Genomic DNA, 24,038 nt, shown 5'->3' with positions numbered 1-24,038 from the left:
ATATACTTTTATTTGGGACACTAATGATTTGGCTATATTACCAAACCACTAGCATAAATAAGTGATCATTAACGTTTTACAATCAGCAATGGCGCTTAAACTTATTGCCCGCGAGACAAGAACAACCACGGTGCTGCCGCCATGCGTTTTTCTTCAAAACGATGAATACTGTCTTCTTGTTGTAGCGTTAAGCCAATGTCGTCCAAACCGTTCAACAAACAATGTTTGCGGAAAGTATCAACTAGAAACTCAAACACCTCGCCAGATGGCGATGTCACCGTTTGGGCATCAAGATCAACAATGACCTCAGCGCCTTCTTTAGCCGTTACTTCAGCAAACAACTGGTCAATTTCTTCTGGTGCTAAAACAATCGGTAACAAGCCATTTTTAAAACAGTTGTTATAAAAAATATCCGCAAAACTTGGTGCAATGACAGAGCGAAATCCATAATCATCCAACGCCCAAGGCGCGTGCTCACGGCTCGAACCACAGCCAAAGTTCTGGCGTGCTAGCAGCACACTCGCCCCTTGGTAACGAGCTTGGTTTAACACAAAGTCTTCACGAATAGGACGACCAGTACATTCTTGGTCAGGCTGACCTTCGTCTTCATAGCGAAGTTCATCAAATAAATTTTTGCCAAAGCCAGTACGCTTGATGGATTTCAAGAACTGCTTTGGAATGATCATGTCAGTATCAACGTTAGCCAAATCCAACGGCGCGGCTAACCCTGTGTGTTTCGTAAAAGGACGCATATATATTCTCCTTCTCTTCTAGAGAGAACTCCTAGTGTTTGACAAACTCGTTTACATCAACAAAGTGACCCGCAATCGCGGCGGCCGCTGCCATCGCAGGGCTCACTAGGTGTGTACGTCCGCCAAAACCTTGGCGCCCTTCGAAGTTACGGTTAGAAGTAGACGCACAATGCTCGCCGGCGCCCAATTTATCCGCGTTCATTGCCAAACACATAGAACAACCTGGCTCACGCCATTCTAAGCCTGCGGCTTCAAAAATAGTGTGCAGCCCTTCTTTTTCTGCTTGCGCTTTTACCAAACCAGAACCGGGTACTACAATCGCTTGCTTCAAGCTAGAAGCGACTTTACGACCCTTCACGACGTCGGCGGCGATGCGCAAATCTTCAATTCGAGAGTTAGTACAAGAACCAATAAAGACACGATCTAGCGTCACTTCTGCTAGCGTCGTTTTGCCTTCAAGCCCCATGTATTTCCAAGCTCGAGCGTAGCCTTCTTTTTTCACTGGATCGGTTTGATCTTCAGCACGAGGAATCGGTTCATCAATGGCAATCACCATTTCAGGTGAGGTTCCCCAAGTCACTTGTGGCTTGATGTCTTCTGATTTTAAGACGACGACTTCATCAAACTGAGCGTCTTTATCAGACACCAAGTCACTCCACGCTTTTACCGCCATGTCCCAATGCTCGCCTTTTGGCGCATAAGGGCGACCTTTCACATAGTCAATCGTAGTGTCATCCACCGCGATCAAACCCACACGAGCGCCCGCTTCAATCGCCATGTTACAGACGGTCATTCGACCTTCCATAGACAAAGACTGAATACCAGTGCCGCCAAATTCAATCGCGTAACCCGTACCACCAGCGGTACCAATCGCACCGATAATCGCCAACACAACGTCTTTGGCAGAAACCCATGGTGACAACTCACCATCGACGCGTACCAACATATTTCGGCTTTTCTTTTGCACCAAACACTGAGTGGCTAATACATGTTCTACTTCAGAGGTGCCAATACCATGCGCCAATGCACCAAAAGCACCGTGCGTTGAGGTATGGGAATCCCCACAAACAACCGTCATCCCAGGAAGCGTTGCACCTTGTTCTGGCCCAACAACGTGTACGATTCCTTGGCGAATGTCTTTCATATTGAATTCGGTAATGCCGAACTCATTACAGTTATCGTCCAAGGTGGTTACTTGGATTTTTGATACTGGATCTTCAATACCATCCACGCCATCAATACGTTCTTTTCGCGTAGTGGGTACATTATGGTCTGGCGTCGCTAGACTTGACGACACTCGCCAAGGCTTACGCCCTGCTAGCCTTAAGCCTTCAAATGCTTGTGGAGACGTCACTTCATGGAGTAATTGCAGATCGATATAAATCAATGCACTACCATCATCGCGTTGCTGAACAAGGTGGCTGTTCCACAACTTGTCGTAAAGGGTTTTACCTGACATAGCTTCTCTCCTAAATAACCTATTGCGCTATCCTAAAACTTTGGCTTAAATAACTCAAATTCATATTTTTCATATTTTGGATAATTTTTTGGAATGATGGACATAGCAGAACTACTCACCTTTATAAAAGTCGCTGAAACCAACTCTTTTTCAGAAGCCGCTCTGCGCCTATTTGTTACTCAACCCGCGATCAGCAAGCGTATCGCCGCGCTGGAAAGCTCACTCGGTGTGCGTCTATTCGACCGAATTGGCCGTCAAATTGTTTTAACTGAGGCTGGAATCCGCTTATTGCCGAAAGCTAAGCAAATAGCCAATGATATAAAAGACATCCAACACAGCATGACATTGCAAACAGAAGGGATAAGCGGTGAACTAGGCATCGCCACCAGTCACCATATTGGACTGAGACGTTTACCTAATATATTAAAAAAGTTCCAAATTAATTATCCACTAGCGCAGCTGGATATTGACTTCACTCAATCAGAAGATGCTTACCAGCAAGTACTAAAAGGCGATGTAGAAATCGGCATCATCACTCTGTCTAACAAAGATGACCATCTAATAGAATCTATCCCTATTTGGTCAGATCCGCTAACTTGTGTCGTGAGTCGGGATCACCCATTAGCCAAAGTCAGCAATCTAGACCTTATTGAACTCGCAAAACACCCTTGCGTATTGCCGAATGAAAACACCTTTACACGACAAATAGCCGAGCAAGTCTTTGGCAAGCAAGGCTTAAAACCGCTCGTTAGAATGAATACGAATAATCTAGAAACATTAGCCATGCTGGTTAGCATAGGCTGGGGCTGGTCATTACTGCCATCAACGCTTGTTGACGATAAGCTCGTTGTACTTAATCACCCTGACCTAAACGTCGAAAGACGCTTAGGGGTTATTCATCACAAACAAAGAACGTTAAGCCGAGCGGCGCTTGTTTTCATTGAATTGCTGAAACAAGAAAGCTTCAACGGCGATACTGACTCGCCCACAAAATAAGCAAGGCCAAAAGACTAATACAAGATGCGATGGTAAAAACCCACGCATCACCAAGCCATTCCCATAAATAGCCAGAGCCAACCATACCAAGCCCACCGCCTAAACCGATGGCAAACGCACTGTACATTGCTTGGCCTTGGCTTGCATATCGCTCAGGAAACAACCCACGAACCCATTCAATTGAGACCATATGAAACAACGCGAAAGTGACGCAGTGAAACAGTTGAGTCAGTACTAATACCCAAAGAATACTGGCAAACCACCCTACTAAGAACCAACGAATAGCCCCGCAAACAAAACACAAGATCATAATATGAAGTAGATGGAACTTTTTAACTAAGTTACCGCAAAATAGAAATAAAATAATTTCCATAATAACGCCAAACGCAATTAATAAACCAATCTGCTGACCACTGTATCCGGCATTTTCAAGATGAACGGCAAAGAAAACATTAAAAGGCGCGTGGGACATATAAGACAAGAAGGCCAGCGTAAAAAACAGCATGGCTTCTTTTGTGCGCAACAAAGAAATAAATGAAGTACTTTCTTTCGCCTGACTAACAACATAAATCTGTTCTTTAATAAAAAACGTTGTTATCAGTGCTAATAACAAATAACTACACATAACCGGGATAACGACACTGGGACCAAAGTGCCCAATCAAAAAGCCGGTACTCGCAACCGCGACTACGTAACCGATTGAGCCGCCAACACGAAGTCGCGTATAGGGAACATTTAAGTTACGAATACTACGAACCGCTAACGCGTCCGTCATCGGAATCAATGCCGAATAAAAAAGTGCCATAGTACAAGTTATTAACCACAGCGATTCAAACTGATCGCTCCAGTTAAACGGAATGACACTAATAAAACAGCCTAGTACAGCGAGCTGCAATACTTTTTTAGGCAAACCTACTTTTGCTGTTAACCAACCCCAAAAGTGTGGCACTAATATGCCAGACAGAGTGAAAGTAGACATTAGACGGCCTATTTCTGACGCGCTCAATCCAATCGACTTATAGTAGATTGAAATATAGGGCATCATGACGCCAACTAGGCAGCAAAAAAAGAAGTAAAAACTAAACAAAGGCCATGCAATAGGACGGGCTTTAGCTTCAAACATAAAAATTCCAACGCGATACTTTCCTCTATGGCTAACAGTAGAGCAAAGTTTAATAATTAATAAAGGATGTGATAAATAAAGTTATCTTATTTAGATACAACAAGTTCATAATATATTGTATCAAAGTGAGAATGTACCATCATATTATTTAGCTAGCCAGCTAGCTTTAGCTTTAACGAGGTCAATATGGAAAACAATCAAAATTGGTGGCGTGGTGCGGTAATTTACCAAGTCTATCCCCGCAGTTTTTATGATGCGAATAACGATGGGGTTGGTGATTTACCCGGAGTAATAGACAAAATTGATTATATTTCCTCTCTGGGTGTTGATGCGATTTGGCTGTCGCCATTTTTCACCTCTCCCATGAAAGATTTTGGTTATGATGTCTCAAATTATTGCGACGTCGATCCTATTTTTGGCACCATTAGCGATTTTGACGCTCTAATTGATAAGGCACACAATCATGGACTTAAGGTTGTTATCGACCAAGTTCTAAACCATACCTCAGACAAACACCCTTGGTTTGAAGAGTCTCGAAAAAGTCACGAGAATGACAAAGCCGATTGGTATATTTGGGCAGATGCTAAACCTGATGGTACCGCACCTAACAATTGGCTATCTGTTTTTGGCGGCCCTGCTTGGCAATGGGATAGCACTCGTAGGCAATATTATCTTCATAACTTCTTAGCCAGTCAGCCGGACTTAAATTTCCACAACCCTGCGGTTGTCGATGCTATATTAGGTACAGTTGATTTCTGGCTGAAACGCGGCGTAGATGGTTTCCGGCTGGATACCGCCAATTACTTTTTCCACGATATAGAGTTAAAAGACAACCCAGCAAAAGAAGTCATTGTAGAAGGTAGCATTGGCGTTAGGTTAGATAATCCTTATGCCTACCAACAACATCTTTATGATAAATCACAACCTGAAAACATTGCTTTCTTGCAACGGCTGCGCACCTTATTAAACCAGTATCCAAATACAACCACTGTGGGTGAAATTGGTTGTGATTTTTCATTAAAAACAATGGCAGAATACACCCAAGGCAACGACAAGTTACACATGTGTTACTCCTTCGACCTATTAACCCATGATTCTTCCATGCAACACATACGCCATACGATGGAAACGATCGAAGCAGGACTTGGTGACGGCTGGCCCTGTTGGTCGATAGGCAATCATGATGTTGAACGCGTCGCTACTCGTTGGGGTGGCGATCACAGTTCGGCCAATAAAAGTAAGGTTTTCATGATCATGCTGCTCTCTTTGCGGGGAAGTATTTGCTTGTATCAAGGCGAAGAGCTTGGCTTACCAGAGGCGGAACTAGAATATGATCAGCTTGTAGATCCCTATGGTATTAACTTTTGGCCAGATTTTAAGGGGCGCGACGGCTGTCGGACACCGATGCCTTGGAGCAACACAGAATCTGGTGGCTTTTCTCAATCCACAAAAACTTGGTTACCCGTCAATGAGCACCATTTACCATTGGCCGTATCTGAACAAGAAGGCGACCGATCTTCTGTACTGCATGCATATCGTGACTTCTTGCATCTGCGTCGTACTCATCCAGAGCTGATTCACGGCAATATAGAATTTGTGTACGATGATGAAACAACACTTTCATTTATACGAACTTACGAAGGACAATCTCTTTATATTGCGATCAACACCGCAGAGCAGACTAAAATTTTGTCGACAGATTTAGCTCTGTCACCTTTAACGCTTCCAGAAGCACTTCCAACTGGTTACATTAAAGATCAACAAATTGTTTTACCTGCTTGTAGCGTATTATTAGCCATAGTCACGCGATAAATAAAGACTCAAGACAACACACTCTGGCAATAAAAACAAAAAGGCCCTAGTCATTGACTAAGGCCTTTTTTCTAAAACAACGCTGTGCATGGCTACAATATAGGTAGTTGGTCTTGGCGAGGCCAGGCATTAATAATGGCTTTTACCAATGTTGCCAATGGAATCGCAAAAAATATCCCCCAGAATCCCCAAATCCCTCCAAAAAACAATACGGCAACAATAATAGCAACTGGGTGTAAATTGACTGCCTCTGAGAAAAGTAGAGGCACTAATACATTACCGTCTAATCCCTGCACCACTAAATACGCCACAACCAGATAAATAAAGTCGTTTCCGGTGCCATATTGATAATAAGCGACGAGCACAACAGGAACCGTAACAGCTGCTGCACCAATGTACGGAATCAGTACTGACAAACCTACTAACAAGGCTAGCAATTCCGCATAGCGCAAACCCATTACCGCAAAGACAACATAAGAAACAACACCTACGACAAGCATTTCGATAAATTTGCCACGAATATAATTGGCTATCTGATCGTTCATCTCACTCGCGATATTACGCATCATTTTACGTTCTTTGGGCAACCACGATGTTAGGTAACTTAAAATTTGTTTCTGATCTTTTAACAAAAAGAACATCACCAAAGGAACCAACACCAGGTAAATAAGTAATGAAAACAATGAAGGAATACTAGCAATGGAGTAAGACACCAACCATTGTCCAATATTAGTAAACTCCGCCGCTAACGTACTGACAACTTCATCCACCGCACTTTGACTTACAAGCTCAGAATGCCCTTGAGCGAAGTGCTCAATACCGCCCTGAATGCCGGTAATCATACGAGGAAGATCATTTACAAACCTTACCGATTGCTGCCAAATAATAGGCACCATGAATCCAATAAAAACCGAGCAGCAGACCAAAAAACTTAGAAACACAGTAAAAACGGAAGTCTTATGACCAACACCTAATCGCTGCAAACGATCCACTAGACCCTGTAGCAAAAACGCTAACACAACGGCAATTATAACAGGGGCTAAAATCCCCCCCCAAAATGCTAGAGCAACAAGAGTCGCAACAAGCAAGAGCAAAAACACCACCACTTCTTCGTTTGAAAAATAACGCTTTATAAGCAAGTCAACGATCTTAAACATATAGTGTCCGTTTATTTTTTTTGAACAACAAAGGTAAAAACACCCTCATTCTCTTCCTGCTTAAGCAGGGTATGCCCAACAATATTAATATAATGCGGGATATCTTTTAACGACCCAACATCTTCTGTAGTAACGCAAAGGCAATTACCCGACGTCATTTTACTCAACGCCATTTTTGCTTTAAGTAAAGGCATAGGACAACGATCTTCTCTTGCATCTAATATTACGTCATACTCACTAACATTCATAACCGCCACCCGCATCTCCAAGATGAGTACATTTTCCATATTATGAGACTATTTTCAGGTGTTACAACTAAGTTCACTCTCTTACTGGTTGTTTTTTCAATAGGATTTTCAAACCCAGCCCATTCTGAACTGCCAAACCTATCAGCGACCAAAGACGAAAGATCTTTGTCCAACCCAAGTTATGTCGTAGGGCAGCACTGGTTTAGAATGCTCAACGGAAGTGGCGCCGTTATCGACTTCCCTCCTGCCTACGATTATTTAAAGGATGCATTATCTAAAATTCTTCCACAAACGTCGCTTGAGAATAAAATGATCGAGATGACATTACTTAATAGTGCTCAAGCAAATGCCTTTGTCATACCCGGAAATCATTTATTTATCTATTCAGACATCATGGAGATGATAACAAATCAAGACATGCTATATGGGCTCCTCGCTCATGAAGTATCGCATCTAGATTTGAATCATTACGAAAGACAAACACAGAACTCTAATGAAGAGCTAAGCAAGAATTTACTACTTATTGGCGCTGGATTGGCAGCAGCGTTAGCTGGCGCAGGCGCGGATGCAAGTGCCGCACTCTGGCTAGGCGGTATCGCAAATCAAGTTAATGGCGCCCTCACTTATAGTCGAGGCCAAGAACGAGAAGCAGATCGAAATGGTCGTCAATACTTAGTTGATGCAGGATTAAACCCTCAAGGAATGACAGAGTTGTTCAGCGCCCTGGCCAAAGCCTCAAATGGACGCCCACAATTGGAATTTCTTTCAAGCCACCCACTACCTCAATCTCGCATGGCAGATTCACTCTCATTAAAGCCACAAAAAAGTATTCTAGAAGATATACAAAACAGTGATTTTGATTATTTTAGAGCAACTCTTATCACTTATCGAGCAACGCTTGCTGATAATCCCTATCAGTATTTAGCTCAAACCATCCCAAAATCTGACGTAAGCAACTTTGCTTTTGCCCTTTTATACTACCTAGATCAATCACCTGACAAAGCATTAACCTATTTAAATAAGTTAACGCAAAAAAATCGTTTTACCAATTACTTACTTGCTTTAACACTGAAAGCAGACAATCAAACAAGCAAATCATTAGCTGTCACAACCTCTATACTAGATCTAGCACCTAGGGACATTATATTTTCGACACTTTATTCCGAATTAACAAAGACTAAGCCACAGGAGAATCAACAACCCTATTTATATGAAAACAAACTAATTTGGCATGCCAAAATGGATTTTTACCAAGGTATTCAAAACATTCCATTGGCACTTAACTACAAAGCAAAATTGGAATTTAGCCAAGGAAAAGATAAATCAGCTGAAAGATTATTAAAACGAGCAGAGCGAGATGTTTCTAAACAAGACTCAGAGTTTGTAAACCAAACTCAGCAATACTTTGATAGGGTTCATGAAGCAGAAAAAGAAGCGGATATAAAAGATAACTAGAGCAACCTCATTGGTGGTGAGGACCTTTCACTAATTCGTGTAATTGCTTTTGAAAGTGAACAATCTTTGCTTCTAATACAGCATGCTCTTCTAATCGAGAGGAATCTGAACCATGCATTACGCTAGTATCAGCATGAACACCAAAACTTTTTAACTTTGTAACCAACTGCTCTAGCTGAGCACGATCTTTAATTAGCCCCTCATTGCATTTCACACAATCCGAAGCATACGACTTAGCGCTTATAACTAAGGCAAACATCAGTAATACAACCGTTTTAATATGCATAAAATGCCTCAAGGTTTTATCTAATTTTCATTAAAAAAGGTCAAAACTATTTTTGACCTGTCTTTAATAAAACAATATGAATATTTTATTCAGCGCGTTGAGTTTGTAGAGCACTCAGTTGTAATCTTAAATCGCTCACTTTAGCATTTAATGCCGCTGCTTTAGCAGAAGGAGCAATGGCCGCATTAACATCAACACTTGTATTTACATTATGGCCTAAACTTTCAATTTGAGATGTCAAATTGTGGATATTATTTTGAGCTCGGTAAATATCACCGTAAGTTGCATCACCTGGTGCAGCAAGTGCAACAGAAGAGATTGATGTAGCCGCTAGTAAAGTCAGTGCGCTTTTAGTAAAAGTATTCATAATTAATCACCTTAAAATAATATTTATGGCTGACGTTTTGTCTGCCTTGTTTCTATGTTTTAAATAATAACACTTAAAATAAAAATAAATAGATACCAAAGAGCGGTATCTCTTTACATCCAACCTTTCAAATATAAATGCAAAAAAGTGAGAATTAAGACTCCCTGTATACATAACTAAACCTAACCGATAAATTAGCAACAATACTCTCCTGAAACTATAACTATAAAGAGTAAGGTTTCATGTGGGGCAATATCAGCACCATCTATAGAAGAGACAGAGCTAAAATTAAATAACGACGACAAACAGGCGAGACGTTTCTCGGAGCCGAAATACATAGAGCCTTCTTTATTTATGGACAACCAGTTGAATCAAGAGATAAGGGGTTTGAATTGATCGTTGCCGATTATCTGGATTAAGTGGAGTTAAACAAAGTTATTCTAAGATGGGGTAATTTCATAGCTGAGGGTTATCTAAAGAACTGAGGGCTATATAAGAATTTGAAGCAAAAAAAAGACCAAATTAAATTTGGCCTTTTATCGATAACTCATATTCAGAGATTACTCAGAGCGTTGAGCTTGTAAAGCGCTCAGTTGCAATCTTAAATCGCTCACTTTGGCATTTAATGCTGCTGCTTTAGCTGTTGGACTAAGAGCGGAATTAACGTCAGCGCCAGTATCAACGCTTTGTCCTAGATGTTCAATTTGTGATGTCAGAGTGTTGATTTGAGACTCTGAACGAGAAATACTGCCGTAAGTCCCATCACCTTGTGCCGCAAAAGCAGTTGTTGCCATTGAAGAAGCCGCTAGTAAAATCAGTGCACTTTTAGTAAAAATGTTCATAATGTATCTCCATTAACATCTTGTTTATATGTCAATTAAATTGTGTGATTAATTAGTCTTAATGACTTATTCAGCGCGTTGAGTTTGTAGAGCACTCAGTTGTAATCTTAAATCGCTCACTTTAGCATTTAATGCCGCTGCTTTAGCAGAAGGAGCAATGGCCGCATTAACATCAACACTTGTATTTACATTATGACCTAAGCTTTCAATTTGAGACGTTAATACATTAATATTAGTTTGAGCTCGGTAAATATCACCGTAAGTTGCATCACCTGGTGCAGCAAGTGCAACAGAAGAGATTGATGTAGCGGCTAGTAAAGTCAGTGCGCTTTTAGTAAAAGTATTCATAATTAATCACCTTAAAATAATATTCATGGCTGACGTTTTGTCTGCCTTGTTTCTATGTTTTAAATAATAACACTTAAAATAAAAATAAATAGATACCAAAGAGCGGTATCTCTTTACATCCAACTTTTCAAATATAAATGCAAAAAAGGGAGAATTAAGATGATCTGTATACATAACTAAACCTAACAGATCAATTAACTTGAATGTCCACTGAAAAACCCACTCTTCAAAAAATAAAACGATCGAGATTAAGGTTTCATGTGGGGCAATATCAGCACTATCTATAGAAGAGACACAGCAAGACTTAGCTAAAATTAAATAACGACGACAAACAGGCGGAGACGCTTCTCAGAGCCGTAACACATAGAGTCTTCTTTATTTATGGGCAACCAGTTGAATCAAGAGATAAGGGGTTTGAATTGATCGTTGCCAATTGCCTGGATTAAGAGAAGTTAAACAAAGTTATTCTAAGATGGGGTAATTTCAGAGCTGAGGGTTATCTAAGAGCTGGGAGCTATATAAGAATTTGGAGCAAAAAAAAAGACCAAATTAAATTTGGTCTTTTATCGATTACTCATATTCAGAGATTACTCAGAACGTTGAGCTTGTAAAGCACTCAGTTGCAATCTTAAATCACCCACTTTAGCATTTAACGCTGCTGCTTTAGCTGTTGGACTAAGAGCGGCATTAACGTCAGCGCCAGCATCAACGCTTTGTCCTAGATGTTCAATTTGTGATGTCAGAGTGTTGATTTGAGACTCTGAACGAGAAATACTGCCGTAAGTCCCATCACCTTGTGCTGCAAAAGCAGTTGTTGCCATTGAAGAAGCCGCTAGTAAAATCAGTGCACTTTTAGTAAAAATGTTCATAATGTATCTCCATTAACATCTTGTTTATATGTCAATTAAATTGTGTAATTAATTAGTCTTAATAACTTATTCAGCGCGTTGAGTTTGTAGAGCACTCAGTTGTAATCTTAAATCGCTCACTTTAGCATTTAATGCCGCTGCTTTAGCAGAAGGAGCAATGGCTGCATTAACATCAACACTTGTATTTACATTATGACCTAAACTTTCAATTTGAGACGTTAATACATTAATATTAGTTTGAGCTCGGTAAATATCACCGTAAGTTGCATCACCTGGTGCAGCAAGTGCAACAGAAGAGATTGATGTAGCGGCTAGTAAAGTCAGTGCGCTTTTAGTAAAAGTATTCATAATTAATCACCTTAAAATAATATTCATGGCTGACGTTTTGTCTGCCTTGTTTCTATGTTTTAAATAATAACACTTAAAATAAAAATAAATAGATACCAAAGAGCGGTATCTCTTTACATCCAACTTTTCAAATATAAATGCAAAAAAGGGAGAATTAAGATGATCTGTATACATAACTAAACCTAACAGATCAATTAACTTGAATGTCCACTGAAAAACCCACTCTTCAAAAAATAAAACGATCGAGATTAAGGTTTCATGTGGGTCAATATCAGCACCATCTATAGAAGAGACAGAGCTAAAATTAAATAACGACGACAAACAGGCGAGACGTTTCTCGGAGCCGAAATACATAGAGCCTTCTTTATTTATGGACAACCAGTTGAATCAAGAGATAAGGGGTTTGAATTGATCGTTGCCAATTATCTGGATTAAGTGGAGTTAAACAAAGTTATTCTAAGATGGGGTAATTTCATAGCTGAGGGTTATCTAAAGAACTGGGAGCTATATAAGAATTTGGAGCAAAAAAAAGACCAAATTAAATTTGGCCTTTTATCGATAACTCATATTCAGAGATTACTCAGAACGTTGAGCTTGTAAAGCGCTCAGTTGCAATCTTAAATCGCTCACTTTGGCATTTAATGCTGCTGCTTTAGCTGTTGGACTAAGAGCGGCATTAACGTCAGCGCCAGTATCAACGCTTTGTCCTAGATGTTCAATTTGTGATGTCAGAGTGTTGATTTGAGACTCTGAACGAGAAATACTGCCGTAAGTCCCATCACCTTGTGCCGCAAAAGCAGTTGTTGCCATTGAAGAAGCCGCTAGTAAAATCAGTGCACTTTTAGTAAAAATGTTCATAATGTATCTCCATTAACATCTTGTTTATATGTCAATTAAATTGTGTGATTAATTAGTCTTGATGACTTATTCAGCGCGTTGAGTTTGTAGAGCACTCAGTTGTAATCTTAAATCGCTCACTTTAGCATTTAATGCCGCTGCTTTAGCAGAAGGAGCAATGGCCGCATTAACATCAACACTTGTATTTACATTATGACCTAAGCTTTCAATTTGAGACGTTAATACATTAATATTAGTTTGAGCTCGGTAAATATCACCGTAAGTTGCATCACCTGGTGCAGCAAGTGCAACAGAAGAGATTGATGTAGCCGCTAGTAAAGTCAGTGCGCTTTTAGTAAAAGTATTCATAATTAATCACCTTAAAATAATATTCATGGCTGACGTTTTGTCTGCCTTGTTTCTATGCTTTAAATAATAACACTTAAAATAAAAATAAATAGATACCAAAGAGCGGTATCTCTTTACATCCAACTTTTCAAATATAAATGCAAAAAAGGGAGAATTAAGACCACCTGTATACATAACTAAACCTAACCAACAAATTAACAATAATTCTCTCCTGAAAAACATAGCGATCAAGAGTAAGGTTTCATATGGGGCACTATCTATAGAAGATGGCATAGCAAGGCTTAGCTAAAATTAAATAACGACGACAAACAGGCGGTGACGCTTCTCAGAGCCGTAACACATAGAGTCTTCTTTATTTATGGGCAACCAGTTGAATCAAGAGATAAGGATTTTAATTGATCGTTGCCAATTGCCTGGATTAAGAGAAGTTAAACAAAGTTATTCTAAGATGGGGTAATTTCAGAGCTGAGGGTTATCTAAAGAACTGAGGGCTATCTAAAGAACTGAGAGCTATATAAGAATTTGAAGCAAAAAAAAGACCAAATTAAATTTGGCCTTTTATCGATAACTCATATTCAGAGATTACTCAGAACGTTGAGCTTGTAAAGCACTCAGTTGCAATCTTAAATCACCCACTTTAGCATTTAACGCTGCTGCTTTAGCTGTTGGACTAAGAGCGGCATTAACGTCAGCGCCAGTATCAACGCTTTGTCCTAGATGTTCAATTTGTGATGTCAGAGTGTTGATTTGAGACTCTGAACGAGAAATACTGCCGTAAGTCCCATCACCTTGTGCCGCAAAAGCAGTTGTTGCCATTGAAGAAGCCGCTAGTAAAATCAGTGCACTTTTAGTAAAAATGTTCATAATGTATCTCCATTAACATCTTGTTTATATGTTAATTAAATTGTGTAATTAATTAGTCTTAATAACTTATTCAGCGCGTTGAGTTTGTAGAGCACTCAGTTGTAATCTTAAATCGCTCACTTTAGCATTTAATGCCGCTGCTTTAGCAGAAGGAGCAATGGCTGCATTAACATCAACACTTGTATTTACATTATGACCTAAGTTTTCAATTTGAGACGTTAATACATTAATATTAGTTTGAGCTCGGTAAATATCACCGTAAGTTGCATCACCTGGTGCAGCAAGTGCAACAGAAGAGATTGATGTAGCCGTTAGTAAAGTCAGTGCGCTTTTAGCAAAAGTATTCATAATTAATCACCTTAAAATAATGTTCATGGCTGACGTTTTGTCTGCCTTGTTTCTATGCTTTAAATAATAACACTTAAAATAAAAATAAATAGATACGAAAGAGCGGTATCTCTTTACATCCAACTTTTCAAATATAAATGCAAAAAAGGGAGAATAAAGACCACCTGTATACATAACTAAACCTAACCGATAAATTAGCAACAATACTCTCCTGAAACTATAACTATAACTATAAAGAGTAAGGTTTCATGTGGGGCAATATCAGCACTATCTATAGAAGAGACACAGCAAGACTTAGCTAAAATTAAATAACGACGACAAACAAGCGGTGACGCTTCTCAGAGCCGAAATACATAGAGCCTTCTTTTACTTATGGGCAACCAGTCGAATCAAGAGATAAGGGGTTTGAATTGATCGTTGCCAATTTCCTGGATTAAGAGAAGTTAATCAAAGTTATTCTAAGATGGGGTAATTTCAGAGCTGAGGGCTATCTAAAGAACTGGGAGCTATATAAGAATTTGGAGCAAAAAAAAGACCAAATTAAATTTGGTCTTTTATCGATAACTCATATTCAGAGATTACTCAGAACGTTGAGTTTGTAAAGCGCTCAGTTGCAATCTTAAATCGCTCACTTTGGCATTTAATGCTGCTGCTTTAGCAGAAGGAGCAATGGCTGCATTAACATCAGCGCTAGTATTTACATTATGACCTAAACTTTCAATTTGTGATGTCAAATCATGAATATTAGTTTGCGCACGATAAATATCACCGTAGGTTGCATCGCCTGGTGCAGCAAGAGCAACAGAAGAGATTGATGCTGCCGCTAGTACAGTTAGTGCGCTTTTAGTAAAAGTATTCATAATTAATCACCTTAATATAATATTCATGGCTGACGTCATGGCTGACGTCATGTCTGCCTTGTTTCTATGCTTTTAATATTAACACTTAAATTCTAAATAAATAGTAGCAGCAACACATTGTCTTTTTATATCCAAATTTTCAAATATAAATGCGAAAAAGGTTAAATTAAGATCGAATAAAATAAAAAAAGCCTAATCAATGATTAGGCTTTTTTTGAAATCTTACTATTTCAGTTCGATTAATCTTATTCAATTAGATCGAAGCTGAAGAATACGTTCTCTACTTATAGTATTCTTTGACATAATGCTCGTGGCTAGAGTGGTAGAATTTGTATCTACACTTACTTCGATGCTGTCAAATTGTGACTCTAAAGAGCCTATGTATGCTTGTGCGCGGCTAGCCCTATTAAAGGCTGTTTCACCAGGTGCAGCGAATGCAGTAGAAGCAACACTAGTCGCGGCTACTAGCAACAATACACACTTAGAAAAGCTGTTCATAATACGTTCGAATCCATATATTTCATGTGGCAGCGATATTTCATCTGCCTATTTCTAATTAAGGTAATGGTAACATTTAATATAATAATAAGGAGCTCGCTAAAGTAGCTTTCTCTTTACATTCAATTATTCAAATTAAAATGCTAAATTACTCGAAATGAGCACAAACAATGACAAACGAAAATAAACCTAGCATAAGCGCATTTCCTGAAAACCCATGCGTGAAAATAAAAACACTATATAAATCAAAAGTTTAATACTACAATATGGGATAAGCTTTCTTCCATTCTTACGGCATCTTTTTAGATAAAGTGAAACCATGACACCATCTGCACTCATAGACAATTTGGAACACCTGCCGAACCCTTTCACACAGTTCGACGCTATAGTGTCAGGCATGGTCGGTAACACACCTTTGCTTAAGCAGCCTGATTTCAAACGCGACCTGCAACTCGCACTCTGCTTTATTTATAGCTATAACGGATCACAAGCGACGTTTAATGCTTATCGCCGAGAGGTCGAACGGTTTCTTCTATGGTCTTGGTATGTACAATCCTCCCCTACTACTAATTTACGTAGGGAACAGATTGAAGAATTTATTCATTTTTGCATATCACCACCTGAAGAATGGATAGGCACAAAAAATGTAGCGCGCTTTAAGTTGCATATGGGTAGTCGTGTTGCCAATAAGCAATGGAGACCGTTTGTCAGCCATATTAGTAAACTCGAATTTCGTAATGGTGAAGTACCGTTAGCCAAACAACATTCACTATCCCAAGCCGCCATTCGAGCGACGTTTTCTATACTCTCTTCTTTTTATGGTTTTTTAATGCAAGAAGATGCTATTCAACAAAATCCAGTCGCTTTAATTAGGCAAAAAAGTAAATTCGTCAAAAAAGAAGTTACGCGTCGTCAGGTAAGGCGTATTTCAAACTTACAATGGGATTATGTTATTGAGACAGCGGAATTACTCGCTGAAGAAGACCCTAATATGCATGAACGGACGCTGTTTATCATGAACGCGTTATTAGGCATGTACCTGCGAATTTCAGAACTGGTTGCCGATGAACGTTCTGCACCTGTTATGGGAGACTTCACCAAAGACACCGATGGTCATTGGTGGTTTAAAGTACTTTCGAAAGGCAACAAAGAAAGACTGATTGCCGTTTCTGATGACATGTTACAAGCACTTGCCCGTTACCGACGATTTAGAGAGTTGCCAGACTTACCAACCATCGCTGAAAAAACACCCTTGATACCTAAAAACCGTGGACAAGGTCCTATGACAAGCTCAAGACAAGTCAGAAACATTGTTCAATTTTGTTTTGATACAACCTACCAAAGAATGTGCGACGATGGAATGCGCGCAGACGCAGATGATCTTCGTGTTGCTACCGTTCACTGGTTACGTCATACCGGCATTTCCGAAGACGTAAAAACACGCCCTAAAGAACATGTCAGAGAAGACGCAGGGCATGCTAGCATGGCGACAACTGACCGCTACATTGATACAGAGTATAGAGAAAGGCACGCTAGTGGACGCAAGAAGACCTTGCGCCCACATTAATTAATAGCCTTCAAATAAAATGCCTAGGTCACTTCCAACGATCTAGGCTTATTCCATCTTTCTCATTGGCCTCTACCCAATGGCTGCTATTTCCTTGAGTTTCTTTTTTCCAGAAAGCCGCACGACTTTTTAGATAATCCATAATAAAATCACACGCTTTAAAAGCCTCAGCTCGATGCGAAGAACTCACCCCGACAAAGACAATTTGATCACTTATCGATAAACGCCCGACACGATGAACCACTCTTACGTCTTGTAATGTCCAGCGAGACTTTGCTTCGTCCACAATACTTTGCAAATTGTGCTCTGTCATACCGGGATAATGCTCCAGCTCAAAAGCACAATCATCTGGTGAAAGATCAGAAAACTCGCGAACTAACCCAACGAACATAGCAACAGCGCCAGTTTTATTATCAAGTAATAATTGTTGATAAAGCTCCGCTACGTTGAAATCTTCTTGCTGCACAGAAATCATCTTAGCCCCCAGTTACTGGAGGGAAAAAAGCGACTTCTTTCACTCTACTCGGTATAACATCTGCATCGCGTGCAAATTCATAATCTATTGAAGCTTGAATGCCTAATGCCTGCAATGCTTCACCATTGTTTAATTGTGCTGCCAATATTTGCTTAAGCTCTTTAATTGTCATAGGAAATTCACCAGCCGCTTGGCACTGACCAACCCCCAGCGATTCTTTCAGGGAAGCAAAAAAAACAACGGTTATCTCAGTCATTCGATTTACTCCAATCGCCACTTTTACCACCATGTTTTTCAAGCAAACATATATTATCGATGACAATGCCTTTATCAATCGCCTTACACATATCGTATAAAGTAAGTGCCGTTACACTGGCACCGGTGAGCGCTTCCATTTCCACACCTGTTTTTCCACTCAATGCACACGTACACAGTATTTGAATTTCATGATCGCTTAAAATAGTAATGTCTACGCTGACTTTGGTAAGCATTAATGGATGGCACAAAGGAATTAGGTCTGAGGTTTTTTTAGCGGCTTGAATACCAGCAATACGTGCTGTCGCTATCACATCTCCTTTTGGCAACCCTCCTTCTATAATTTTAGTCAATGTTTCAGGTTTCATATGAACAATCGCCTGAGCCGTTGCCGTCCGCTTAGTAATACTTTTATCAGACACATCAACCATATGAGCATTGCCCTGATGGTCTAAATGAGTAAGTGTCTCTGTCATAATTCATCCAAAAATTTAACGAAATGTTGATATATCTACTATGGTTTAAGAAACGGCATTGGAATGCAAGAACATTAGACGCCATCAGAAGGAAAGATATCGACTGATTTTCTCCTGATTACACAGTATTTCACAGCTAATCGCATCATTAGGACTCAATTGGATGAAGTATTTTGTCTTTTTTCTCATTTTGTTGTTCTGCTCTTTTGCGCGAGCCTATAACGTGGATAAAATCCCACTGTCTCCTTTGCCTACATACTTCCAAACGGGCGATGAAACGTTTTCATCTATTGTTGATACCGCCACATTCAATACAGCCGACTATAAAAAATCTCAACGCTTTTCGGATCAGACGATATGGCACAAAATTCACTTCCCAACACCTAATGAAATAACCAGCATTAATCTTCAAATGAGTAACCACTTAATTGATCAGCTAGATTTTTACCTCATTCAAAATGGCAATTTAGTACAACACTGGCGCCGTGGAGCCATTCAACACTGGCAAACGGAAGCCACTCATTACAATGGTATTTGGTTGAACATAAAACTACAGCCAGATCAAAACAACACTCTCTATATCCGTAAACATAGCCAAGGCCCATTACTCACCCCTATACATTTTTTCCAAGATTCCCAAGCAATCACAGAGAAGCTCACCACAACGATATTTTGGACAATAGCGCTAACCAGCGTAGTTGTGCTATTGGCCTATAACTTTATTATTTTCCTACAATTTCGCTATGCTGCTTTTGGCTATTACTTAGCGTTTCACTGTTTTGCATTACTCTCATTAGCCATGATGATAGGCGCTAGCCGCTGGCTCTTCCCTGAATTCATACAGCATTGGCTGATTAACACCAAAGTGACTCTTTTTGTACTAGCCGTCTGGAGCTTGTACCGCTTTAGCATCGGTTTCTTGCCAAATAAACAGACTAAGAGCTTGTCAAATAAACGTAATTTAATTGATAGCATTTTCTTTGCCTATTTTCTTATTAGTATGTTTCTTCCAGAAAAAGTGTCGGCTATTCTTTTTACCGTCATGCAAATTACCATGATTGTATTTTGCTTTCGCTTTGGCATTAGATCGTATCAACAGGGGTTCATCGCGGCTCGCTTTTATATTTTCGCCATCGCCATGTTAAGCATCGGCAGTGCCATCAATTCTATGATGTACTGGAATCTCATTCCTTTTAACGACTACACAAAAACAGCACTGCCTCTTTGCACCTTTTTGGAATTACTGGGGTTCGCCATTGCCTTTACAGATAATGCTAAGCAAATTGAACTCAACACCACACTTAAAATTCAAACCGATGACAGTACTGGGCTGCCTAATCGTTACTATTATTTTAATATCATCGAAGAACAACTTAAGCCTATCAACCAAAGCGACTTAGCATTAGTGATGCTAGAAATCACCAGCCATAGTCAACTAAGCCAAGCTTATGGCCCCATGAAAGCAGAACAAGCAACTTCAACATTAATTCAAAATTTAGATCGAGCATTAGCCACGATGGATTCGGTGTTGTCGTTACGTTTGCCTAACAACACAAGTAAAAAACTTATTCGTATTTCTACCAACAAAGTGGCTTTTATCAGCCTGTCAAAGAAATCAGTGAATCAACACATTGAATTTGTACAAACCTTTCTTAGTACGCCAGTCTTAATTGGACACCTAGATTTTCACTACCAATACAATATTGGCAGTGCACTTTTTCCATCTCAAAGTAATACTCTCGACTCTCTGTATCAAAATGCACTGATTGCCTGTCGCCACGCCCAATTTAATATCGGCACGTGGCAACCTTTTAACCAGACGTTAAAACAAAACTATGCCCACCAGCTGCACGTATTAACACTGCTCACTCAAGATCTCAAAAACAACTGCCTTCATTTTGAAGTTCAGCCACAAGTAAACCTTAGCACTCGAAAAATAATTGGCGGTGAAGTGTTAATTCGTTGGGAAAACAAACAACTAGGAATGATATCGCCTGGAGAATTCATTCCTCTGGCAGAACAAGCGGGACTGATCTACAAACTCACTGACTTCATCATCCTTAAAGTCTTTAAGTGGGCAGCCAGACACCCTAAACTGCTCATCGACCGTACGCTGTCGCTAAATATATCCGCATTAGATATGCTGCATGAAAATTTTGCAGATCGGGTGATAGCACTACAAGTTCATTATCAACTACCCGCATCACAATTTATCATTGAAGTGACAGAAACCAGCGTATTCGAAAATAGCAAAGTCGTTTCTGACAATGTACATCGCCTACATCAGGCAGGATTTAAATTATCTATTGATGACTTTGGTGTTGGTTACAGCTCAATGCAAAACCTCATTGCCTTGCGGACGAGCGAATTAAAAGTAGATAGATACTTTGTTGCAAACATATTAACCGATAATCAAAGCGCCATTCTGTGTCGGAATATGATTCAACTTAGCGCTGAATTGGGAGTCACAAGTGTTGCAGAAGGGATCGAGAGTGAAGAGATCGCACAGCAATTCGATCAATGGGACTGTCAAATTGGGCAGGGTTACCACTTCTATAAACCAATGCCGTATCGAGATTACCTTTCCTTGCTTGGCTCATAAATTGCGCCTTTGTCGTACCTAATAAATCGTGCATAATGCTAAGCATAGTCCCACACCTTGCCTAAACGCTTATTTTCTAGGATAGCATGAGCATTATAGACGATTATCAACTGTTAGAAATCCCTACTCACGCCAGCACACAAGAAGCGAAAAGCGCTTTCCGTCGTTTGGCAAGACTGTACCATCCGGATAAAAATCCTGGAGTCGACACAACAGAACATTTCCAGCGCTTACAAGCAGCCTATCAAAATGTATTAGATGACATAAAACAAGGCTCAGCCGCACCCAACTGGAAGCCTTACGACTTCGCGCAGGCAAGACCCTCACGTGATAATCAATACAGCAGCTATTCGCCCAACACAGACAAAGAACAAGAAGCTTTCGTTAAAGAGCGACAACGTGCCTATGAAGAAATGCGACGCAACAACGCCCAACAAGACAAAACTCGCGAAGATGCCATAAAAACAGCTAGAAATACGCTCAATGAAAAGCGCGTTAAAGCACTCTATGAAGAAGCGTTCAAATCGTCGAAAGGCTTTACTTCTGAAGGCTATAACGCTTCAGATTACAACTCATCAGATGCAAACACCTCAGGTACAAACGAATCCTATTCTTTTGATGATTTTGAAATCCCCCCATACCAATCCTTTGTCGACGATCCAGATCCCGTTAAAAACGAGCGTGGCAGCCACCCCATTCGCTTATACGCTGCCAAAGCAGCGTTTCGCACCGCTACGTATATTGCTTGTTTCGCAGCAGGCATATATAGCACCTTATATTGGCAAGAAGCCCACGAGAACACCAAAGCAGAACACACCCCTAACGCTTACATTTCTGGCTTATACCCTCAGTTTCGGGTCGGTACTAACTACACATTAGCAACCACAAAACTCTTCGCAGAACCCGATACCAAAACGCAACAACTGATTAACATTCCCGCTTTAACGAATATTCAAAGTATCAAAGCACAAGGTGACTGGTTGACTGTCCGTTACCAAGGTATTAGTGGCTGGGTGCAAGCAAAAAACGTTGGTTTTGGGTCGGCGCAGCATGCGGTAGAAACAGGCTGTATAGGACAACCAGGCATAGCGCCACGACATGGACAACTGATCGGCAACGCCAATGGCAAAAGTCGACTGAGAATTTTAAATCAGCTAGAACAAGCCAGTTTGCTTAGCTTTCAGTCTTACGATGGCCTCCCACCCTTCTCCATTTATTTACGAGCGGGACAAGCCTTTGCGGCCAACTTCATACCAAAAGGCCGCTATCGATTGGTGTTGGAGACAGGTTCCCTGTATCATCACACCTGCAATCAATTCCTATTCAATGACACCAACCAAGTCGTCTTAAATAATGTCGAGTTTGCCAGCACAGAGCAATCGCTCACGCTCAAACCCGAACAAAAAGTCGATCAAACACTGAGTAATTAATAACCCATGCTGAGTAATATTCGGATTGTTTTAATCAACACCTTTCACCCAGGAAATGTCGGTGCAATTGCCCGCGCCATGAAAAACATGGGCCTGACAAATTTATATTTAGTAGACCCTAACGACTACCCTTCAGACGAAGCCACTAGTCGTGCAGCTGGAGCGGTTGATCTGCTAGAGAATGCCACCATCGTAGGCACACTAGAAGAAGCCATTAGCGACTGCAGTCTTGTGGTCGGTACTAGCGCTCGTCATCGCACTTTTCAGCTCCCTATTATGAATGCTCGAGAATGCGCGCAAACTGTCATTCCAGAATCAAAAGAACACCAAGTAGCCATCGTTTTTGGACGTGAAACCACCGGGCTTTTGAATGAAGAAATTGCCCAGTGCCATCGTCAAGTTTACATCGATGCCAATGACGAATACCCAGTACTAAACATTTCTCAAGCGGTTCAAATCGTCGCTTATGAAATCTGGATGGCCAATCAAGATCAGACCATTTACGACAAAACCGTAGCAGAATACCCACGCAAAAAAGACATGGATTTATTCTATAAACATTTAGAAGAAACCCTCTACGGGATCAATTTCGTTGTTCGTAATCACCCTGGCAAGGTACTGGATAAACTGCATAGATTTTTTAACCGCTCTCGTCCTGAAAAACAAGAACTGGGGATTTTACGAGGTGTATTAGCGGCGGTTCAGCGCGAAGCTGGGCTAACAGAAGCTAACAATCACCCCGAGAAAAAAGCCAAACAAGAACAATCACAAGACTAATACAGTTACTATTTTACTCGATAAAAAACACAGCTTACTGAAGTGACCTGTGTTTTTTATGCTCCTAATAACTAGACATAGCCATAAAGTAAAGTCCCAGTAAACGCGCTCAAAAGACACGAATAAGTCACTATAATTATCAAACTGGGTATCGACACCCTCCCGTTTAGGGAGTTTCACTTTCGTCCGCCAAGAATAAGGAATCACTCTCTAATGAAAATCATCATGACAGTAAGTCTAATCCTAGCAACAACGCTACTCACCGCTTGCGCGTCTCTTAATAATTCACTAACGCCAGAGCAAACACTACAAAATAAAGTCAGTTCCGTTATTCATGCTAACCCAGACAATATTGTGATCACGAATAAACAAACACAAGGTGAGCATGTTGAATTTACGGCCTCCGTACTAGACAAAACATATCATTGCCATTACACCGCCACATTATTAAAACAAACTGATACGATTTGTGAATAAGAACAAACACTCTGTATACAAGATACCCTTCCTGTATACAGAGCCTCTGTTTATAAATAAGCATATAAGTACTGATTTTTAGTTCACGGAAGTCGAGATAAAGTGTTTTTGCTCGTGGATTTGTTTTTCTCAGCCCATAAA

Annotated in this window: 27 protein-coding genes; 8 read left to right on the top strand and 19 right to left on the bottom strand. The window is 40.2% G+C overall.

Annotation, left to right across the window (positions count from 1 at the left end; genetic code table 11):
- Nucleotides 1-101 precede the first annotated feature (101 nt).
- Nucleotides 102-752 carry a 3-isopropylmalate dehydratase small subunit gene (gene leuD / locus E0D70_RS10165; RefSeq protein WP_133012172.1) on the bottom strand — a complete coding sequence of 217 codons (651 nt, stop codon included), beginning with the start codon at nucleotides 750-752 and terminating at the stop codon, nucleotides 102-104.
- Between the two features lie 31 nt (nucleotides 753-783).
- Nucleotides 784-2,211 (bottom strand): 3-isopropylmalate dehydratase large subunit, encoded by a 1,428-nt coding sequence (gene leuC / locus E0D70_RS10160; protein ID WP_133012171.1) that lies wholly within the window; start codon nucleotides 2,209-2,211, stop codon nucleotides 784-786.
- A 93-nt stretch (nucleotides 2,212-2,304) separates the two neighbouring features.
- Between leuC and E0D70_RS10155 the strand changes: the two genes are divergently transcribed.
- Nucleotides 2,305-3,207 carry a LysR family transcriptional regulator gene (locus E0D70_RS10155; RefSeq protein ID WP_133012170.1) on the top strand — a complete coding sequence of 301 codons (903 nt, stop codon included), beginning with the start codon at nucleotides 2,305-2,307 and terminating at the stop codon, nucleotides 3,205-3,207.
- On the opposite strand, the gene E0D70_RS10150 is transcribed toward E0D70_RS10155, so the two are convergent.
- A complete protein-coding gene (locus E0D70_RS10150; RefSeq protein ID WP_133012169.1) occupies nucleotides 3,176-4,330 on the bottom strand; it encodes an MFS transporter in 1,155 nt (384 codons plus the stop codon). The two genes, E0D70_RS10155 and E0D70_RS10150, sit on opposite strands and share 32 nt — an antisense overlap.
- 186 nt (nucleotides 4,331-4,516) lie before the next feature.
- Between E0D70_RS10150 and E0D70_RS10145 the strand changes: the two genes are divergently transcribed.
- On the top strand, nucleotides 4,517-6,142 hold the full coding sequence (locus E0D70_RS10145; RefSeq protein ID WP_133012168.1) for an alpha-glucosidase: 1,626 nt from the start codon (nucleotides 4,517-4,519) through the stop codon (nucleotides 6,140-6,142).
- A gap of 92 nt (nucleotides 6,143-6,234) precedes the next feature.
- Here the strand turns inward: E0D70_RS10145 and E0D70_RS10140 are convergent, their stop codons facing one another.
- Both E0D70_RS10140 and E0D70_RS10135 read right to left on the bottom strand, forming a co-directional pair.
- The gene (locus tag E0D70_RS10140) at nucleotides 6,235-7,299 is read right to left on the bottom strand and encodes an AI-2E family transporter (RefSeq protein WP_133012167.1); all 1,065 of its coding nucleotides are present in this window, start codon (nucleotides 7,297-7,299) and stop codon (nucleotides 6,235-6,237) included.
- An 11-nt stretch (nucleotides 7,300-7,310) separates the two neighbouring features.
- Nucleotides 7,311-7,586, bottom strand: coding sequence for a sulfurtransferase TusA family protein (locus tag E0D70_RS10135; RefSeq protein ID WP_240537061.1), 276 nt, complete (start codon nucleotides 7,584-7,586; stop codon nucleotides 7,311-7,313).
- A gap of 3 nt (nucleotides 7,587-7,589) precedes the next feature.
- Between E0D70_RS10135 and E0D70_RS10130 the strand changes: the two genes are divergently transcribed.
- Complete coding sequence (locus tag E0D70_RS10130) at nucleotides 7,590-9,002, top strand: M48 family metallopeptidase (protein ID WP_133012166.1); 1,413 nt, start codon at nucleotides 7,590-7,592, stop codon at nucleotides 9,000-9,002.
- Between the two features lie 7 nt (nucleotides 9,003-9,009).
- Here the strand turns inward: E0D70_RS10130 and E0D70_RS10125 are convergent, their stop codons facing one another.
- The 11 genes from E0D70_RS10125 to E0D70_RS10075 form a co-directional block, all read right to left on the bottom strand.
- Nucleotides 9,010-9,288: a hypothetical protein gene (locus E0D70_RS10125; RefSeq protein ID WP_133012165.1), complete on the bottom strand. Its 279-nt coding sequence runs from the start codon at nucleotides 9,286-9,288 to the stop codon at nucleotides 9,010-9,012.
- An 85-nt stretch (nucleotides 9,289-9,373) separates the two neighbouring features.
- Nucleotides 9,374-9,655 (bottom strand): hypothetical protein, encoded by a 282-nt coding sequence (locus E0D70_RS10120; protein WP_133012164.1) that lies wholly within the window; start codon nucleotides 9,653-9,655, stop codon nucleotides 9,374-9,376.
- Nucleotides 9,656-10,215: 560 nt separating this feature from the next.
- Entirely contained in the window at nucleotides 10,216-10,497 is a 282-nt protein-coding gene (locus tag E0D70_RS10115) for a FlxA-like family protein (protein WP_133012163.1), read from the bottom strand.
- Nucleotides 10,498-10,563: 66 nt separating this feature from the next.
- Nucleotides 10,564-10,845, bottom strand: a complete 282-nt coding sequence (locus E0D70_RS10110) for a hypothetical protein (protein ID WP_133012160.1) — start codon at nucleotides 10,843-10,845, stop codon at nucleotides 10,564-10,566.
- A gap of 587 nt (nucleotides 10,846-11,432) precedes the next feature.
- Complete coding sequence (locus E0D70_RS10105) at nucleotides 11,433-11,714, bottom strand: FlxA-like family protein (RefSeq protein ID WP_133012162.1); 282 nt, start codon at nucleotides 11,712-11,714, stop codon at nucleotides 11,433-11,435.
- 66 nt (nucleotides 11,715-11,780) lie between these two features.
- A complete protein-coding gene (locus E0D70_RS10100) occupies nucleotides 11,781-12,062 on the bottom strand; it encodes a hypothetical protein (RefSeq protein WP_133012160.1) in 282 nt (93 codons plus the stop codon).
- Between the two features lie 576 nt (nucleotides 12,063-12,638).
- A complete protein-coding gene (locus E0D70_RS10095) occupies nucleotides 12,639-12,920 on the bottom strand; it encodes a FlxA-like family protein (RefSeq protein ID WP_133012161.1) in 282 nt (93 codons plus the stop codon).
- A gap of 66 nt (nucleotides 12,921-12,986) precedes the next feature.
- Nucleotides 12,987-13,268, bottom strand: a complete 282-nt coding sequence (locus tag E0D70_RS10090) for a hypothetical protein (protein ID WP_133012160.1) — start codon at nucleotides 13,266-13,268, stop codon at nucleotides 12,987-12,989.
- Between the two features lie 582 nt (nucleotides 13,269-13,850).
- A complete protein-coding gene (locus E0D70_RS10085; protein WP_133012159.1) occupies nucleotides 13,851-14,132 on the bottom strand; it encodes a FlxA-like family protein in 282 nt (93 codons plus the stop codon).
- A gap of 66 nt (nucleotides 14,133-14,198) precedes the next feature.
- Nucleotides 14,199-14,480 (bottom strand): hypothetical protein, encoded by a 282-nt coding sequence (locus E0D70_RS10080; RefSeq protein ID WP_133012158.1) that lies wholly within the window; start codon nucleotides 14,478-14,480, stop codon nucleotides 14,199-14,201.
- 578 nt (nucleotides 14,481-15,058) lie between these two features.
- Complete coding sequence (locus E0D70_RS10075; protein WP_133012157.1) at nucleotides 15,059-15,340, bottom strand: hypothetical protein; 282 nt, start codon at nucleotides 15,338-15,340, stop codon at nucleotides 15,059-15,061.
- An 817-nt stretch (nucleotides 15,341-16,157) separates the two neighbouring features.
- Between E0D70_RS10075 and E0D70_RS10070 the strand changes: the two genes are divergently transcribed.
- Nucleotides 16,158-17,405 carry a tyrosine-type recombinase/integrase gene (locus E0D70_RS10070; RefSeq protein WP_133012156.1) on the top strand — a complete coding sequence of 416 codons (1,248 nt, stop codon included), beginning with the start codon at nucleotides 16,158-16,160 and terminating at the stop codon, nucleotides 17,403-17,405.
- Nucleotides 17,406-17,433: 28 nt separating this feature from the next.
- Here the strand turns inward: E0D70_RS10070 and E0D70_RS10065 are convergent, their stop codons facing one another.
- The 3 genes from E0D70_RS10065 to moaC are packed head-to-tail and all read right to left on the bottom strand — an operon-like array spanning nucleotide 17,434 to nucleotide 18,611.
- The gene (locus tag E0D70_RS10065) at nucleotides 17,434-17,880 is read right to left on the bottom strand and encodes a molybdenum cofactor biosynthesis protein MoaE (protein ID WP_133012155.1); all 447 of its coding nucleotides are present in this window, start codon (nucleotides 17,878-17,880) and stop codon (nucleotides 17,434-17,436) included.
- A gap of 1 nt (nucleotide 17,881) precedes the next feature.
- Nucleotides 17,882-18,136 (bottom strand): MoaD/ThiS family protein, encoded by a 255-nt coding sequence (locus E0D70_RS10060; RefSeq protein ID WP_133012154.1) that lies wholly within the window; start codon nucleotides 18,134-18,136, stop codon nucleotides 17,882-17,884.
- A complete protein-coding gene (gene moaC, locus E0D70_RS10055) occupies nucleotides 18,129-18,611 on the bottom strand; it encodes a cyclic pyranopterin monophosphate synthase MoaC (protein WP_133012153.1) in 483 nt (160 codons plus the stop codon). The genes E0D70_RS10060 and moaC overlap by 8 nt, the downstream gene beginning before the upstream one ends.
- Before the next feature lie 163 nt (nucleotides 18,612-18,774).
- Here moaC and E0D70_RS10050 point away from each other — a divergent pair, with 163 nt between their 5' ends.
- The 4 genes from E0D70_RS10050 (at nucleotide 18,775) to E0D70_RS10035 (ending at nucleotide 23,897) form a co-directional block, all read left to right on the top strand.
- Nucleotides 18,775-21,213 carry an EAL domain-containing protein gene (locus tag E0D70_RS10050; RefSeq protein ID WP_133012152.1) on the top strand — a complete coding sequence of 813 codons (2,439 nt, stop codon included), beginning with the start codon at nucleotides 18,775-18,777 and terminating at the stop codon, nucleotides 21,211-21,213.
- A gap of 86 nt (nucleotides 21,214-21,299) precedes the next feature.
- Entirely contained in the window at nucleotides 21,300-22,643 is a 1,344-nt protein-coding gene (locus E0D70_RS10045) for a J domain-containing protein (protein WP_133012151.1), read from the top strand.
- Nucleotides 22,644-22,649: 6 nt separating this feature from the next.
- Nucleotides 22,650-23,420, top strand: coding sequence for a tRNA (cytosine(32)/uridine(32)-2'-O)-methyltransferase TrmJ (gene trmJ / locus E0D70_RS10040; RefSeq protein ID WP_133012150.1), 771 nt, complete (start codon nucleotides 22,650-22,652; stop codon nucleotides 23,418-23,420).
- 213 nt (nucleotides 23,421-23,633) lie between these two features.
- A complete protein-coding gene (locus tag E0D70_RS10035) occupies nucleotides 23,634-23,897 on the top strand; it encodes a hypothetical protein (protein WP_133012149.1) in 264 nt (87 codons plus the stop codon).
- The last annotated feature ends 141 nt before the right edge of the window (nucleotides 23,898-24,038 follow it).

This window comes from Marinomonas flavescens (assembly GCF_004352835.1).
Taxonomy (GTDB): Bacteria; Pseudomonadota; Gammaproteobacteria; order Pseudomonadales; family Marinomonadaceae; genus Marinomonas; species Marinomonas flavescens.
Note: the sequence above shows the minus strand (reverse complement) of the source record. Positions and strands in the feature narration are given on the sequence as shown.